We start from the raw sequence: 13,256 nt of genomic DNA, 5'->3' as shown, positions 1-13,256 counted from the left end.
CGAAGGTCGAATCGCGGATGATCGATCGATCGATCGAAGAGAGCCAAGTACCGATGCGAGTCCTGTCGGGAATCCAGCCGTCCGGCCCGTTGCACCTGGGGAATTACTTCGGGGCCATTCGCCAGTTCCACGAACTGCAACGGGGCAACGAGGTCTTCTACTTCGTCGCCAACTACCACGCCCTGACCAGCACGCGGGACGCGGCGAAACTGCGCGAATACACCGACGACGTGATCGTCACCCTGCTGAGTCTCGGCATCGACCCCGACGCCGTCACGCTCTTTGTCCAGTCGGACGTGCCCGAGACGACTGAGCTGGCCTGGCTCCTGACGAGCGTCACGCCAATGGGATGGCTGGAAAAATGCGTCAGCTACAAGGACAAGGTCCAGCAAGGGATTCCCGCCGAGCACGGCCTGTTCGCCTACCCGGTGCTCCAGGCGGCGGACATCTTGCTTTATGACGCCGACCTCGTCCCCGTCGGCCAGGACCAGAAACAGCACCTCGAAATCACCCGAGACATCGCCGAACGCTTCAACCACACCTACGGTGAGACGTTCAAGCTGCCCGAGCCGTACATCCTCAAGGACGTGGCCGTTGTGCCCGGCACCGACGGTCGGAAAATGTCCAAGAGCTATGGCAACACGATCGACCTGTTTGATGATCCAAAACTCATCACCAAGAAATGCAAACGGCTGATTACTGACAGCCGACCTCCCGAAGAACCGGGCGATCCGAGCAAGCTGGAGGAGTTTCCCTTGTTCCTCCTCTTCCGGCTGTTCGCTTCGACAGAGGAATGGGAAGGCATCAAACGCCAGTACCTCGAAGGTGGACTCGGTTACGGCACGGTCAAGGTCCGTCTGGCCGAACTCATCATCGATCGCTTCGCCGAGGCGCGCGAGCGTCGGGAGGAGCTTCTGGCTCATCCCGATCGCGTGCCAGCGGTAAAAGCGGCCGGGGCCGAGCGCGCTCGCAAGGCGGCCCGGCAGGTCCTCGACCGGGCCCGAGCCGCCTGTGGCGTGGCCTGACGAACCACCTGATTCGGGGCAGGCGGCCATTAGGGTTTGCAAGGCCGCCCGCCCCAATCTCCATCACACAGTCCGAGGACGACGACGTCGAACCCACGTGATCACACCCATCAGACCTACTCCGACCATTGCCAGGCTGGACGGCTCGGGAATGACCGAGAACCGGATCGAAAAATCATCCATTGCGAAATAGGCAGGCGTGTTCATCCCAAAAGTTCCCACGTCTGAGGACGTGAGACGGAACCCGATGCTCCGGGCTCCGATCAGGGATGACAGGTCCACGGTGGTCCAATCCTGGAGAATGTAATCCAGGCTGTTGTCGTCGAACCGGAAGTCGGCCAGATAGAAATCGACCTCGCCAAGGATCGTGCCCGACGCACCGAGGCCCGAGAAGCCAACGATCGTCAGCAAGAAGAAGTCAGGATCATTGCCCGTCGCTCCCCCGAATTTCTTGCTGAAGGCGTCACCATTTTGCATGGAGAGCGCCGCATAGGTGGTGTTGGTGAAGCTCGCGGACATGCTTACAGGAGTGCGCATCGGATCCGAGTCGGGCAGGTCGAACCGAACCGTTGAGGGTGTCTGCCCGAATGCCAGGGCGTAAATTCCGTCTCCGGATGCATCTCCCCCGGCAAAGCTACTGAACTGGTTGCCGAAGCCTGCGGTGGTGTTGTCGGTTCTGTTCGAGTAGGACCAGCCGGACCAGCTTCCCCAGGTCGGGTTGTACGAGTTTCGGAAGAAGACACCGTTGCTCGTAAAGCCGCCGGCCTGGTCTGAGCCATTGTAGAAGGATTCGCTCCCCAGGGTGAGGTCGCTGAAGTCGACCACCACGCTCTCGGCCCGAACCGGGAAGGGAGCGACGCAGAGAATCAGAGCAAAAGCCAGTGAATACCGTCGAATCATCGTGTTACTCTCATTTCTTGATCAATCATTCCGAACAGGGGACCTGATCGTCTCGGAATGGTGGGAATTGCAAGCGATTACAGTTCGTCGGCCGAGATGATTTCGCCGCCGGCCCGGGTACAAATGGCGGCCAATGGCCGCAACGCCATCGTTTCCTTGAGAAATCGCGCCGATCCGTCGGCAAACAGGGCATTCGCGCCACCGGGGTGTTCGCTGCGAATGTCGTTCTCGAAGGCGGGGGCCTTGTTGATGGCGAAGGCCTGGTCCATGACGTTGCGGGCGTAGATCCACTGGCCGTCGCTGAAGACCGAGTCTTCGGAGATGAGCAAGGTGGTTGAGGTGCCATCCCGGATCATTGCGATCGGAACGGTCCTGTCGTAGAGCATGGTTCCCTTCGGCGGGTTGTTCGGACTGGTGATCCGTTCGCCGTAAATCCCGCCGTAGTCGCATCCTCCCCGACCCTCAACCCGAGGCTCAGGCCTCAGCGAACTGGGACATAAATAGACCGAGAGCACCGTTGCCCCGCCGGTGGTATTGGTCGGATCATTGTAGGGAAGGTCAATGTTCAGGCTTTCATAAAGCGATTCTTGCTCGGCATGGGGCAAGAGCAAGGCCGACCAGGCAATCCAGCGCAGGGTCGAGGTCGACCCGCGAAGCCAACCGCCCGGAGGAAACGTCCGATGGGCATCGTGATAGCCGTGAAAGGCGATCCCCATCTGGCGAAGGTTGTTCAGGCACTGGGAGCGGCGCGCGGCCTCTCGTGCGGATTGGACGGCCGGCAAGAGCAGCGCAATGAGGACGCCGATGATCGCAATGACCACCAGCAACTCAATGAGCGTAAAGCCACCGCCCCTTACCGGGCGCATGCGGGCACCCCGGCGAAGGTATCGTTGGGTCATGGGTGGTGATCCGGGTCAGAACGATCCGCCGTCGCCCCCCTGAGAGTCGGCCTTGCCTGATTTCCAGAGCCATGCCAGGATGGCGACGGAAATCTGTGCGGCAACCGACTTCACAGAGATCGCAGGCAGGCGATCCGAACCCGGTGGGTCCTCGGAACGGGGGTCGAAACAGTCTCTCGACGCATTCCGTCCGGTGGGCTCGTCCCTCGCAGAGCCTGAGCCGGATTCGACGCAAGGTAGGTCTTCTGACTCCCGGGCTTGAGGTTCCGAGCCTTCTCATCGAGCCTCGGCGCCGCAACGCCGGAAAAGCTTCGACAATGGCTGAAGGAGGGGTTGGAGCCTCTTGGAACGCCCGGTCACAGCGGCGGGGCCGTCCCGGATTCTCACCGGGTTCCCTGTTCACCTTGCCCGCAGGAAGCGGGGTTGGTCACCTTGTGCCTGTTAACGGAGATGGAATGGTAGCCGGGAGCTTATGCGCGCGTCAACCCGTTGACCAAAAATGGTGTGTGGGCACCTGCGAAACCGTTTCCATTGGTTTTTTTGACAGAATCCCGAGATTCCTCAAGATTGGTCGGGCAGTCAGCCGATTTATAACGATGATCCCTGAGAATCCATCCTCCGAACGTGGTCGGGGGACGATGGATCGGGAACCCGCTGGACAGGAGACAGCATGCGGCGCTCGGTCGTGAGCATGGGGTGGCTCGTGATCGCCGTCTCCGGCTGCGCCGCGATGGGTCCGAGGGGAGGCACGGGACCGGATTCCGAAACCTGGGAGCTCCGTCGCGAGCTGAGCCGACAGGCCCGACAGGCGACCGAGGCCCGCGACTATCCTCGATCGCTTGATCTGCTTGCCGAACTGGCCGAGCTTGACACCCGCTCGCCTGATGCTCCCGCCCGCATGGGACGGATCTTTGCCGAATTGGGTCGCCTCGACCAGGCCTCCGAGGCCTTTCAACGGGCCCTGGATCGCGATGGCGACGACATCGATTCCCTGATCGGGCTGGGGCAGATCGAACTGGCGAGGGGCAAGGCGACCGACGCGATCGCTCGCTTCGACGAAGCCATTGAGATCGACCCGGGACAGGCGACGGCTCACATCGGCCGGGGGCAGGCCCTGGAAGAACTCGGACGCTCTGACGAGGCGCTCGCCGCCTACTTCCGCGCCTTGAGGCACGAGCCTGACGCCTCGAGGGCGCTCAGCCGGGTGGCCTCGATCCAGCTCGATCGGAACCAGCCCGAATCGGCCCTCGCTCGGCTCGATCATCTGGTCGAGCTTTCCTCCGAAGACCCCGAGGCCCGCATTCAGCGGGGGCGGGCTCGCCTGGCGCTTGGCCTGACCGATGAGGCCATCGCCGATCTCCGCTTTGCCTCGGAACAGCTGCCCGATCGGGCCGACGTCGCCTACCTGCTCGCCCTCGCCTTCGAGCAGGCCGACAAGCTCAGAGATGCCCGCCTTGCCGCGGAGCGAGCCCTCGAACTTGACCCGCACTCGGTCCTTGTCCGGGAACTCGCTGAGCGATTACACCGTTGAGGAACCGGCCGATACCGCAAACCGAACCGCACCGGAGGCTTCCGTGGGCTGGAAGGCGTCCTGCATCCTCATCAACGATCGGGAACCGGGCTACCTCGGCTCGTTGCCGGCGCATGACCCCGAGGCGGCTCGACGGCTCATCGACGACCTCGGACTCGGCCCGGTTCAAAGTCAGGGGATGACATCCTTTGACGAAGGCATCTATCCGGATCACCTCGTGATCGGAGCCTACGACGGTGCCGCAGTCATCGGCGCTCGAACCCTTGCGGATGACTGCTTTTCGCTCGGTGATGACCCCCTGATGCGTCGGGTGCTCGATCGGTTTCCGGAGGCCGAGATCGCCCGGTTCGGCCTGCACAGCGTGGTGAACTTCTGGAGTTACGAGTTCTTCGACCACCGCCGATTCCTTCGTGCCTACGGAGGATCGGCCGACGATGGCGTGGTGGTCGATCTCGGGGATCTCTTGCCCGAGGAGCGTCCTCACTTTGAACGATCTGTGATCCGAGACGGTGAACGGGTCTTCTTCGCGGAGTTCAACGGAGTGACCGAAGAATATGACCCGTCTTCGTACGGAGAGGAACTTGTCTTTACGCTGATGGGTCGGTTCTTTGGCTGCAACCTGATCCAATGGGGCATCTTCGGCCAGAACAAGACCTACTGGAGTGGCGAAATCGACCCCTTCACACTCGCGATGGAAGGCTTCGATCAAAAGCGACCACGGCGCTGGTGGTGGCCGTTCTCGAAGCCCTGACCTGATCAGGATGACCTTCCTCAACGGGTGCCCTTGACCCGAGGCATCCGGAAGATCCGGTCATGCCCCGTATCGACCACGTAAAGCGAGTCACCCTCGACACAGACGCCGTGCGGGTGCAGCAAGGTGAGCGACGGGTGGCCGAAGCCCCGACCCAGAACCGTCGAAATCGTCTTCGTCTCGGGATCATAGCAACGGATCGCGCCATTGACATCATCGGCGATATAGACCGAATCGTCGGGAGCCACAGCGAGATGCTTTGGGCCGTTGAGCTGCGCTTCGAGAGCCGGTCCGTCTCGGAAACCCGCCTCCCCCGTGCCGGCCACGGTCCGGATCGTGCCGTCGGGATCGACCACGCGGAGGGCATGGCCGCCACGCTCAAGAATGTAAACACGTCCCTTGGAATCGACCGCAACCGCCCGAGGATCGACCAGTGGCGATGAGACCGCCGGCTCCCCGTCGGTCGGCACCCCCTTGCGACCGTCTCCGGCCGCGTTCGAGACGATGCCCGAGTCAAGATCCACGACCCGGATCCGCCGGTTGTTTATATCGGCAAGATAGAGCTGTTCATGATCCGGAGAAAGTGTGACGCACATGATGTAATTGAACGTCGCCTCCGAGGCCGGGCCGCCATCTCCCGAATCCCCCGATGCTCCCGTTCCGACAATCGTGGAAATGGTCCCGTCGTCGGGATCGATCCGGCGCACGCAGTGGTTCCAGCTATCGGAGACGTAGATCGCATCATCCGGACCCACCGCGACATTATGAATACCGTTGAAGGTCGCCGAGCGGGCTGGACCGCCGTCACCGGCGTAACCGGTCGAGCCGTCTCCGGAGAGGGTCTGGAACGCGCCATCGGTTGCCAGGGCATGGACCCGACCGCCTCCCAGCTCCACGATGATCATGGTGCCGTCGGACAGGAAATCCACACCGAAAGGCTCCTTCAAGGGGCCGGGCTCCGCATCGGCCGGGCCGCCTTCTTCCGGCAAGAGGCGGCCAAGGATCAGCTCGACCTCCGACTCCGATCCGGCCGGCTCGTCGCTAGCGACGACCTCAGGCCCGAACCCAACGGCAACGCAAACGGCCAGGACTCCGAGCGCTCTGAAGCTCATTGCGGATACTCCGGATGAATCGATGAAGGTTACGGCAACATTTAAACGTCACACAGAGCCACGGCCTCGGCCAGGCTCGTCAAAGGGTCGCGCTTCGGAATGAATTCCTGGGCAAGGTAACCGTCGAAGCCGGTGTCCACGATCGCCCGGCAAATGGGAGGGTAGTTTAGCTCCTGGGTGTCATCCAGCTCGTTGCGTCCCGGATTGCCCGCCGTGTGGTAGTGGCCGAAAAAGCGGTGGTTCGCCTCGATCGTCCGGATGATGTCACCCTCCATGATCTGCATGTGATAAATATCGTACAACAGCTTGAAATGGTCGGAGCCAACACGCTTGACCAGCTCAACACCCCAATCAGTTCGGTCACACATGTAGTCAGGATGATTGACCTTGCTGTTGAGCAGCTCCATGTTGATGATGACACCGGCTTGCTCGGCCACAGGAACGATCTCACGAAGGGCTTTTGCGCAGTGATCCAGGCCGGTTTGGTCGTCCATGCCGTTGCGGTTGCCGGAGAAGGTGATGACGTTGCGCCACCCTTCCCTAGCCGTCGCCTCGATGGCGTCGTGAATCGCCCTGAGGCAATCCTCGTGGTTTATTGGATCATTCAGGCCCACGGTCAAGCCGTGCGTTGAGGTCATCGTGCAAACGAGGCCGTGGCGCTTGAGGGCGTCGAACTCGTCGGGCCGCATCAGGTCGAGCCCGACCAGGCCCATTGCCTTCGCCGCAATCGCCAACTCGTCGATCGGGAGTCGGCCGTAGCACCATCGGCAAGCGGATTGCTTCAATCGCCCTTTGGTCACAGCCGTTCCGCGGGGGGGATCATCGGCCCTGACGGCTCCGTTTCCTCCCACGACCCCAACCGTCGCTGCGACGGCAGCCGTCGATTGCAGCAAGGTTCTCCGGGTCATCGGCGAGCGATTGCGGTCGTCCTGGCGACGCATGGTGATCTCCCTCGATGGGCCTTGATGACACTCGGCCTGGCCGCGACCCCGCAGCGCCCCGTGGCCGGTTCGCCCCAGTATAGCCTCACCCACAGCCGATGCCACCGCGACGGACCCGAGCCCTGGGTTTCCGGCTCTCCGCTCAATTGATCTTCGCGTCTGACGGCAACCGAGCGGGGTCGATCGTCTTGTCCTGTCGATCGACAAACTCCCGGTAATCGTCCGGTGTGGGGTCCTGTGCACAGGGAATTCCCTGACGATAGGCCGATCGGGTCAGTAGATGAATGGCCGCCGGGGCCGTTAACGCAAGGAACACAAAGGCAAGCACGGCCTTGGTGATCGTTTCAACATCGGGCAACTCGATCACAAGCGCAATCAGCAAAAAAAGCAGGCCCAGCGTCGACGACTTTGCAGGGGGGTGAACGCGCTGGAAGAAATCGGGCAAACGTAAGACGCCGAGCGAGGCGACGACCATCAGGAACGTCCCCACAACCGTCGCAATCATGATCAGGAGGTCAGTCACCGAGCCGGCCCTCAAGATACGCGGTCAGCGTGATGGTTCCGAGAAATCCCAGGAGCGCGATCACCAGGACCACATCCATGAACACCCCGGTATCAAAGAGGATCTCGACCAGCAGAATCGCCCCGATCACATCCAGGCCCGCCGTATCAAAGGCCAGCACGCGGTCGTAAATCGTCGGGCCGATGATCATCCTCACGCCGCTGAGCACGACGCCTACCGCCAACGCGACGATCGCCGCCATGATGACGAACTCTTTCATCACGCTGCCTCACGAAGGGCCTGGGACGGTTCTCGGCCCATCATCCGAACAACCTGCCGAGCAAAGCGTCGATAGTCTCGCTTCATCGTGTCCACGTTCTCAGCATAAATCGTGTGGATGTAGAGTGTCTCGTGATCGGGATCGAAGTCGATGACGAGTGATCCGGGAGTCAGGGTGATCAGGTTCGCCAGCAGGGTCGTTCCCGCGGGTCCCAGGCCGGGAACCTCCAGCGCGAAGATTGCTGGGGTCAGTTTCGGTGCGGGTCTGAGCACATCACGGGCCATGATGAGATTGCAAACGATCATCTCATACGTGTAATCCCAAACGAGTCTGAACAAGGACGCGACCCGAGGGACGATTCCCACCGATGCCTTCGAGTGATCCTGGGCATTGAGTTCGTTCTGATCACCCCCGAACACGGAGCGACTGAACGCGGTGGCCCCGGTGCCGACGATCAGGCCCACCCCAAAGGTCAGGATGTCGAACTTTCCGAACAAGAGCATCCAGAGTCCCGCCAGAAACAGGACGCCAAGCACGCGTTTCATGGGCTCAACTCCCCGAGTCCTTCGCCTGACGGCGGACCAAGCACCGCATCAACGTAAGGCGTCACAGCCAGAAGCTGCGCTGCGGCCTGCTCGCAGCAGAGCATCACGGGGATCACGCACAATCCGATGATTACGGAAAGCGATGCCAGGCCAAGCACCCCTGCGAGCATCCCAGGGTCGTTCCCAAGCTCCGGCCGCTGCTGCCCCTCGGGCTTTCCCCAGTAGCTCGCCTGCCAGATCTTCAGCATCGAGGCCAGTGTCAACAGGCTGACGACAATCGCGATCGTGGTCGTGATCCAGTACCCCTGGCGGAATCCGGCGATCGCCAGAAACAGCTTGCCCCAAAAGCCACTGAATGGAGGCAGACCAGCGAGTGCCATGGCTGGAACGAAGAACCCGACCGCCGCCCAAGGGTGTGACATGGCCACCCCCCGGACGTCCTTGAGTCGATCCGAACCGCCGATTCGCTCGACCATCCCACCCGCCAGAAACAAGCCCGATTTGACCACGATGTGGTGCACCACATAGAACAGACCCGCCGCCAGCCCAGCCGGGCTGAACAGTGAAAGACCGAAGGTCATGTATCCAACCTGGCTAATGATGTGAAATGCAAGAATCTGCCGGATCCGATCCCGTCCCAGCGCCCCCAGCACCCCCAGGAACATCGTCGCCGCCGAGATTCCCGCCAGAAGCTTGAAAAACTCCTCGTCCGCCTCGGTAAACACCAGGGGGACAACCCGGAACAGCGTGTAAACACCCACCTTGGTGAGCAATCCGGCCAGCATGGCACTGTACGGGATCGGCGATTCCGGATACGACTCCGGCAACCAGAAATACAGCGGTACCAGGCCAGTCTTCAACGCAAAGACCGTCAGGACCAGCCCCATCCCTCCCCAGAATTGAGGCGGCAACGACCCCTCGGCAACCAGCCTCGACAGCAAGGCAAGGTTGACCGTCCCGCTGGTGCCATAGATGATGCCGACACCGGCAAGAAACAGCAAACCACCAATAAAATTGATCACCACGTACGGAAACGTCTTGACAAGTTGCCTGGATCGGGCACCCATCGTTAACTGAACGTACGAAGTTGTCAGCATAACCTCAAAAAATACGAAGAGGTTAAACAAATCGCCTGTCAGGAAGCAACCCTCGACCGAGGCGACCATCACCTGATGCAAGACGAGAGAGAAGGGAAGCTCTCGGGGTGGCTTCATCCCCTTTGGTAGATATACGAGCACCGCCAGCCCGACCACCGCTCCCAGCACGGTCATGATCGAGCTCAAGCCGTCGGCCACCCAAACAATGCCGACCCGAGGAGCCCAACCTCCCATCGAAAGTGTCAGAATCTCGCCTCGCCAGGCTGCGTGGTAGGCCAGTATCCCCACGACTCCCAGCAAGACGACCTGACTCCCCAACGCCACCCGGAAGCGCAGGCGAGGCCACTGGCCCAGACCGAGCAAGACAATGGCCGTGGCCAGCGGGATCAGAACCGGAAGACTTACCAGCATCGTCACTCGTCCGATCCCCCCTCGACAGTTGCCGAGCCGGTCTCCCGAGCAATCCGGGATGCCAGCACGATCAGAAATGCTGCGTTCCCCAGACCAATCACAATTGCCGTCAAGACAAAGGCGTGGGGCAGGGGATCCGTAAGCGTCCCGATCGAGAGACTTGCCAGCAACGGTGGAACCGCGTCGGCCGATAGCCCAGAGGAGACAAGGATCACCAGATTCGCCGCGTTCGAGAACACGACGAATCCCATGATGATGCGTTGCAGGTCACTCGACATCATCAAGTAAAGAGAAACCGACGTGAAAACCGCGATGAACAGTGCTCCGAATCCGATCATGGCACTGTCCTCGTTGGTTTCAGGCCGATCATGACCACCAGCGCAGTGCCCATCGAACCGATGATCACCAGCACCACTCCCACGTCAAACGCCAGGGTTCCCGAGAGTTTCAATTCGTTGTCTCCCGGCAAGGTGTATTTTACCTGTGAAAACGTGAACGGCGGATGTCCCCAGATCATCGGCACCAACCCAGACCCCAGCGCGATCGCGAGACCGATTCCCAAGGCGGGACGCAACATCAACCGATAGCGGCGTCGAGCCGCCCCAGCTCCAAAGGCAAGCGTCTCCAGCATCACGGCCATCGTCAGGACCAATCCCGCAACGAATCCGCCACCCGGCTCATCATGTCCTCGAATCAGCAAGTGAATGGCGAAGACGATCGCGGCAGGATAGACGGCCCGGGTCACCTCTCGAAAGATCAACGAGTTCACGAACCACCCTCCTGAGCCGAGGTCCGTTGAGTCCGATTCGATCGCCGTTTCGCTCGGTACAGCACCACGACCCCCAGTGCGGCCAGGGCCAACACCACTATCTCTCCCAGCGTATCGAGTGCCCGGAAGTCGGTTAGGATCACGTTCACGACGTTCTCACCAAGCGTTTCCGATTCCGAGAGACGAAGATGCTCGGCTCCTGCCCGGTCGCTCGGCGATTGCGACGCCGCTCCCCAGGTCAATCCCGCCAGGGTGAGCCCGACCAGGACCGAAACCGTTCCGTGGACCACTTTCTGGCGGATCGACCGCGGGTCGGGGCCCAGGTCGGGCAACTGACGAAAGATCAGGAGCAGGAGAATGAGTGCAACGGCTTCGGTCAAAATCTGAGTCAGGGCCAGATCGGGTGCCTGGTAGATCATGTAAACAACCACCGTGCCATAGCCGGCAACCGTCAGCATGATCAGCTTCGAGATGCGCCGTCGCAGCACTAGCAAGAACACTGCCGCCGTCAGAATCATCAACGAAGGGATCAGGCCCACGAACGACTCCGGCCCCCAGGGTCCGATCAAATCAGCCAGGCTCCCCCGGCCATGCCCGAGTCCGGCCGCCCCTGCCGCCACGAATGTCAGGAGAATCACCGATAAATAGCGAGGATGCCCCCCCTCCTGTGCCACTCGTGTCCACCAGTCAGACACAATGATCGTCCCCTTCGAAAGGGTCTCGGCGGCACGTTTCGGTCCTGGCACGTCCGGCATCCGACGAGCCACATGCCACCCCAGAAACAGCACCAAGCCTGCGGCGTAACTGACCAGGCTGATCACCAGTAACTCATCCACGTAATGCCAGATCGCCGGACTCGACGGCCATTCGTGCCCCGGAGAGAGCACCTCGCTCAGCAACCAGTGGGGCGCGAGGCCACCCACCACCTGAACTGACAACAAGATTCCCGGCACGATCAACAACCACGACGACCGCTTCTCGGGCGGCACCCCCTTCTCAGCCGAAGGCACATGACTCCCAAAAAAGACTCCAATAAACACTTTTAACGAATAGGCAACCATCAACGAACTCCCGACAATCACAGCGACTAGCGCCGGGGTCAGCCGTTCGTATTTCCCCCCCATGACAATTTCATAGAATTCTTCCTTGCTCATGAATCCCAGGGTCATTGGCAAACCGGCCATGGCCAGCGTCCCGATGCCGAACAGCACGGCCGCCGGTCGGCTCCGGCTCCACCATCGCTGCGATTCCAGGAGCCCCAGATCGCGAGTCCCCGATGCCTTATCAAGCCAGCCGACCAAAAAAAAGAGTGCGGCTTTATAGGTTGCATGATTGAGAATGTGCAGAAACTCTGCTGCCGAACTTTCCCGACCGGCATAACCATAAAAGGCCGTGATCAGTCCCAGAAACCCGGCCGTACTGAATGCCAGCAGTTCTTTCAGGTCGGTCGCCCGCAACGCGAGCCAGCCCGTGATCACATAGGTCGCCAGGCCCACGCTCGCGAGAATCGGCAGCCAGAGCTCCGATTGACCAAACACCGGAAGCAATCGTCCAATCAGCACGATGCCCGCCTTGACCATCGCGGCCGAATGCAGGAACGCGCTGACCGGTGTCGGCGCCGCCATTGCGCCCGGCAACCAGAAATGGAACGGGAACTGGGCCGATTTCGTCAATGCCCCCAGCAGCATCAACACCAGGCCGATCCGGTGCATCGGGTCGGCGAGAATCGTCTCTTTTTGCGCCGCCAGGGCAGAGAGGTCAAACGTTCCCGCCCGGCCACCGATCAAGGCAATCCCCGCCAGCAAGGCCAACCCACCGGCCCCCGTCACCAGGAACGACTGGATCGCCCCCCGTTGCGAGGCCTCCTCGTCGAAGTGCATGCCGATGAGCAGGAACGAGGTGATCGTCGTCACTTCCCAGAAAACGAACAGCAAGATCAGCGAATCGGCCAACGCCAGGCCAATCATCGCCCCCATGAACGCCAGCAGGGCCGACCAGAAAAGCCGGGATGACTTCGATCCGAAATACCCCCGCGCATACTGAACCGTTGCCAGGCCAATCCCGGCCGTCAGCAGGACGAAAAAAATTCCCAGTTGATCCACCCGAAGATTCAGCGAAAACAGGCCCGGCAAGCCCCCGATCGGCACGATTCGGGCCGATCCCTCCGCCACCTCCGGCCAGAAGGGCACTGCCAGCGCAAACACCCCAGTTGGGGCCAGCAACGCCAGGACACCAACCCATCGTAGCGGCACCACCAACGCGATCAGAGCAACACAAAACGGCAACCCGATGATCGCAATCAAGGTTTCTGTCATGATCAAATCTGCGTACGAACCAAATGATCGAACCAGAGGGCTCTCATCGTATCGCATTCCTCATGCCAAAACGAGAGCCTCGACGAGAACAACCGAGACGATCGGCATTGACGGTTGAGCCGGACTCGGGCATAAGACCTTTTTGTCTGCGCGCGGCACCGTGCCGAGGATGCCGGCT

15 protein-coding genes and 1 riboswitch are annotated in these 13,256 nt (G+C 60.9%); of the genes, 4 read left to right on the top strand and 11 right to left on the bottom strand.

Annotated features, from left to right (window positions below):
* Positions 1–53: 53 nt before the first annotated feature.
* Positions 54–1,025 carry a tryptophan--tRNA ligase gene (gene trpS / locus HG800_RS00960; RefSeq protein ID WP_169972750.1) on the top strand — a complete coding sequence of 324 codons (972 nt, stop codon included), beginning with the start codon at positions 54–56 and terminating at the stop codon, positions 1,023–1,025.
* A 63-nt stretch (positions 1,026–1,088) separates the two neighbouring features.
* On the opposite strand, the gene HG800_RS00955 is transcribed toward trpS, so the two are convergent.
* A complete protein-coding gene (locus HG800_RS00955) occupies positions 1,089–1,925 on the bottom strand; it encodes a DUF4465 domain-containing protein (protein ID WP_169972747.1) in 837 nt (278 codons plus the stop codon).
* 77 nt (positions 1,926–2,002) lie between these two features.
* Positions 2,003–2,824, bottom strand: coding sequence for a DUF1559 domain-containing protein (locus tag HG800_RS00950; RefSeq protein WP_169972746.1), 822 nt, complete (start codon positions 2,822–2,824; stop codon positions 2,003–2,005).
* Positions 2,825–3,042: 218 nt separating this feature from the next.
* Positions 3,043–3,274: riboswitch (cobalamin riboswitch) on the bottom strand.
* Between the two features lie 220 nt (positions 3,275–3,494).
* On the opposite strand from HG800_RS00950, the gene HG800_RS00945 reads away from it, so the two are divergent.
* The gene (locus tag HG800_RS00945) at positions 3,495–4,355 is read left to right on the top strand and encodes a tetratricopeptide repeat protein (protein WP_169972745.1); all 861 of its coding nucleotides are present in this window, start codon (positions 3,495–3,497) and stop codon (positions 4,353–4,355) included.
* A gap of 43 nt (positions 4,356–4,398) precedes the next feature.
* Complete coding sequence (locus HG800_RS00940; protein WP_169972744.1) at positions 4,399–5,106, top strand: DUF6928 family protein; 708 nt, start codon at positions 4,399–4,401, stop codon at positions 5,104–5,106.
* Between the two features lie 20 nt (positions 5,107–5,126).
* Here the strand turns inward: HG800_RS00940 and HG800_RS00935 are convergent, their stop codons facing one another.
* Complete coding sequence (locus HG800_RS00935; RefSeq protein WP_169972743.1) at positions 5,127–6,218, bottom strand: NHL domain-containing protein; 1,092 nt, start codon at positions 6,216–6,218, stop codon at positions 5,127–5,129.
* Between the two features lie 41 nt (positions 6,219–6,259).
* The gene (locus HG800_RS00930) at positions 6,260–7,159 is read right to left on the bottom strand and encodes a hydroxypyruvate isomerase family protein (RefSeq protein ID WP_169972742.1); all 900 of its coding nucleotides are present in this window, start codon (positions 7,157–7,159) and stop codon (positions 6,260–6,262) included.
* Between the two features lie 24 nt (positions 7,160–7,183).
* Between HG800_RS00930 and HG800_RS27865 the strand changes: the two genes are divergently transcribed.
* Positions 7,184–7,309, top strand: coding sequence for a hypothetical protein (locus HG800_RS27865; protein WP_261345869.1), 126 nt, complete (start codon positions 7,184–7,186; stop codon positions 7,307–7,309).
* On the opposite strand, the gene mnhG is transcribed toward HG800_RS27865, so the two are convergent.
* Genes mnhG through mbhE form a run of 7 tightly spaced genes read right to left on the bottom strand, consistent with a single transcriptional unit; the run spans position 7,302 to position 13,078 of the window.
* A complete protein-coding gene (gene mnhG, locus HG800_RS00925) occupies positions 7,302–7,682 on the bottom strand; it encodes a monovalent cation/H(+) antiporter subunit G (RefSeq protein ID WP_169972741.1) in 381 nt (126 codons plus the stop codon). The genes HG800_RS27865 and mnhG overlap by 8 nt on opposite strands.
* Entirely contained in the window at positions 7,675–7,941 is a 267-nt protein-coding gene (locus HG800_RS00920) for a monovalent cation/H+ antiporter complex subunit F (RefSeq protein WP_206352072.1), read from the bottom strand. Before HG800_RS00920 ends, mnhG begins: the two co-directional genes overlap by 8 nt.
* The gene (locus HG800_RS00915; RefSeq protein ID WP_169972740.1) at positions 7,941–8,486 is read right to left on the bottom strand and encodes a Na+/H+ antiporter subunit E; all 546 of its coding nucleotides are present in this window, start codon (positions 8,484–8,486) and stop codon (positions 7,941–7,943) included. The genes HG800_RS00920 and HG800_RS00915 overlap by 1 nt, the downstream gene beginning before the upstream one ends.
* Positions 8,483–9,994 carry a complex I subunit 5 family protein gene (locus tag HG800_RS00910; RefSeq protein WP_169972739.1) on the bottom strand — a complete coding sequence of 504 codons (1,512 nt, stop codon included), beginning with the start codon at positions 9,992–9,994 and terminating at the stop codon, positions 8,483–8,485. The genes HG800_RS00915 and HG800_RS00910 overlap by 4 nt, the downstream gene beginning before the upstream one ends.
* 2 nt (positions 9,995–9,996) lie before the next feature.
* On the bottom strand, positions 9,997–10,332 hold the full coding sequence (locus HG800_RS00905) for a sodium:proton antiporter (RefSeq protein WP_169972738.1): 336 nt from the start codon (positions 10,330–10,332) through the stop codon (positions 9,997–9,999).
* Positions 10,329–10,763 (bottom strand): MnhB domain-containing protein, encoded by a 435-nt coding sequence (locus tag HG800_RS00900; protein ID WP_169972737.1) that lies wholly within the window; start codon positions 10,761–10,763, stop codon positions 10,329–10,331. Before HG800_RS00900 ends, HG800_RS00905 begins: the two co-directional genes overlap by 4 nt.
* Positions 10,760–13,078: a hydrogen gas-evolving membrane-bound hydrogenase subunit E gene (mbhE, locus tag HG800_RS00895; protein WP_169972736.1), complete on the bottom strand. Its 2,319-nt coding sequence runs from the start codon at positions 13,076–13,078 to the stop codon at positions 10,760–10,762. The genes HG800_RS00900 and mbhE overlap by 4 nt, the downstream gene beginning before the upstream one ends.
* Positions 13,079–13,256: the final 178 nt, after the last annotated feature.

The organism is Tautonia rosea, assembly GCF_012958305.1.
GTDB lineage: Bacteria > Planctomycetota > Planctomycetia > Isosphaerales > Isosphaeraceae > Tautonia > Tautonia rosea.
The sequence above is the reverse complement of the archived record's forward strand: the minus strand, read 5'-3'. Positions and strand labels throughout refer to the sequence as shown.